Raw genomic sequence first — 2,577 nt, forward strand, 5'->3', positions numbered from 1 at the left:
ATCCTGAACATTCCGTCGATCGGCATCATGGACGCCGCGATGGTGGTGGAGGCCAAGGGCATCCACAAGTACGCCGACAAGGGCAACATGACCAAGGCCGAGATCGACCTCACGATCAAGACCCTGATCGAAGCCAAGAAGGCCGGCCAGTTCCGCGCGCTGTGGAAGGACTTCAACGAATCGGTGAACCTGATGGCCTCGGGCGAGGTGGTGATCCAGTCGATGTGGTCGCCCGCGGTCACGGCCGTGCGCGGCAAGGGCATCGACTGCACGTTCCAGCCGCTCAAGGAAGGCTATCGCGCCTGGGCCTCGGGCTTCGGGCTGCCGGCCACGCTCTCGGGCAAGAAGCTCGACGGCGCCTATGAGTTCATCAACTGGTTTCTCGACGGCTGGGCCGGCGCGTACCTCAACCGCCAGGGCTACTACAGCGCCGTGCTCGACACCGCCAAGACCAAGATGGAAGCCTACGAGTGGGCCTACTGGATGGAAGGCAAGCCCGCGGCGCAGGACATCAAGAGCCCGCAGGGCGACGTGATCGCCAAGGCCGGCGCGGTGCGCGACGGCGGCAGCTACGAGCAGCGCATGGGCGGCATCGCCTGCTGGAACGCGGTGATGGACGAGAACGAATACATGGTCAGAAAGTGGAACGAGTTCGTCGCCGCCTGATCCCGTGAGCGTCCCCACCGCCAGCGCGCATGCGCCCAGCCCGTCCGTCCACGCCGTCAAGGCGTGGTGGCAGGCGGCGCCGTTCGCGCTGGTGTTCCTGCTGTTCTTTTTGGTGCCGCTGGCGCTGGTCGCGATGGTCAGCCTGTGGAACTTCAACGAGTACGAGCTGATCCCCGCGGTCACGCTGCGCAACTACCTGAGCCTGTTCGAGGGCTGTTCGCATCTCACCGACAACGGCGACCTGTGCGTCACGCTCAACACCTACCTGAGCACCTTCAAGTTCTGCCTGCTGGTGTGGGGCATCACGCTGGTGGTCGGGTTTTCGGTGGCCTACTTCCTTGCGTTCCACGTGCGCTCGCCGGGCATGCAGACGGCGCTGTTCGTGCTGTGCACCGTGCCGTTCTGGACTTCCAACGTGATCCGCATGATCTCGTGGGTGCCGCTGCTGGGCCGCAACGGGCTGGTGAACCAGGCGCTGATGGGCCTGGGCGTGGTCAACCAGCCGGTCGAGTGGCTGCTGTTCTCCAATTTCTCGGTGGTGCTCGCCTTCGTTCACCTCTACACGATGTTCATGATCGTGCCGATCTTCAACAGCATGATGCGCATCGACCGCTCGCTGCTCGAAGCGGCCAGCGATGCGGGCGCCTCGGGCTGGCAGACGCTCTGGAACGTGGTGGTGCCGCTGTCGCGCACCGGCATCCTGATCGGCTCGATCTTCGTCATCACGATCGTGATGGGCGACTTCGTCACCATCGGCGTGATGGGCGGGCAGCAGATCGCATCGATCGGCAAGATCATCCAGGTACAGACCTCGTACCTGCAGTTTCCGCTGGCCGCGGCCAACGCGGTGATCCTGCTGGCGGTGGTGCTGATGATCATCTGGGGGCTGACGCGGCTGGTTGATATTCGCAAGGAGCTCTGAGATGGGACCTTGCTTTTCTGCTCGTCGTGTCGTGCGCTATTCGCGGCGTTGGTTGATCGGCCGAAAACCAGCAGCGTGCCCTGTGCCGAGAGCATCGGGTGCTCCCCGCAGCGAAATAAAGGAGGAGCCGAAGGCGGGGGACATTCGCGGAGGGGAGTACCCGATGTTCTCGGCACTCGCCCTGAAGGAAGAAGACAAATGAGCCAACGCATCGGAGAACAACGAGCCCCCGGCTTCTGGCCCTTGGCGATCGTGTTCGCCCTCTTCGTGCTGTTCCTCTACGGCCCGATGATCACGATCTTCATCCTGAGCTTCCAGGGCCCCGAAGGCGGGCTGACCTTCCCCTTGCGCGGCGTCTCGCTGCACTGGTTCCACAAGCTGGCCGAGGGCCTGGGCACCGTCGACATCGGCGCGGCTTTCCGGCGCTCGCTGGCGCTCGGCGCCGTGGTCATGGGCTTCACCGTGGTGCTGTCGGTGCTCGCCGGGCTCGCGTTCCGCAAGAAGCTCGCGGGCAGCAACGCCCTCTTCTTCGTGACCGTGGCGAGCCTCATCATGCCGTCGATCATCATCTCGCTCGGCATYGGCCTGCAGTTCCGGCYGCTCGACACCGGCATCAAGAGCCTGCTCACGGCAATGGACGCCACCACCCTGCTCGAAGGCTACGGCACCGCGCTCGGCCTCTTCAGCTCCGCGCTCGGCGCCCACCTGACCTGGACCCTGCCCTTCGGCCTGCTCATCATGTTCGCGGTGTTCAACCGCTTCAACCCGGCCTACGAGGAAGCCGCGCGCGACCTCGGCGCCACGCCGTGGCAGGCCTTCCGCTTCGTGGTGCTGCCGCTGATCGGGCCGTCGATCGTCGGCATCGGCATGTTCGGCTTCACGCTGTCCTGGGACGAGATCGCCCGCACCTCGCAAGCCATCGGCGACGTCAACACGCTGCCGCTCGAGCTGCAGGGCCTGACCTCGACCGTCACGACGCCTTCCATCTA

Annotated in this window: 3 protein-coding genes; all 3 read left to right on the plus strand. The window is 64.7% G+C overall.

All coding sequences use genetic code 11. The features are described 5' to 3' along the window. Positions 1-666, plus strand: a 666-nt coding sequence (locus AC1DOC_RS28855; RefSeq protein WP_478131037.1) for an extracellular solute-binding protein, incomplete at its 5' end; no start/stop codon positions are given. Positions 667-670: 4 nt separating this feature from the next. Next, positions 671-1,588 carry an ABC transporter permease gene (locus AC1DOC_RS28860; RefSeq protein ID WP_478081009.1) on the plus strand — a complete coding sequence of 306 codons (918 nt, stop codon included), beginning with the start codon at positions 671-673 and terminating at the stop codon, positions 1,586-1,588. 198 nt (positions 1,589-1,786) lie between these two features. Beyond that, the coding region (locus tag AC1DOC_RS28865) for an ABC transporter permease (protein WP_478131038.1) at positions 1,787-2,577 on the plus strand (791 nt) is incomplete at its 3' end.

The organism is Variovorax sp. 01T439_2 (assembly GCF_056398445.1).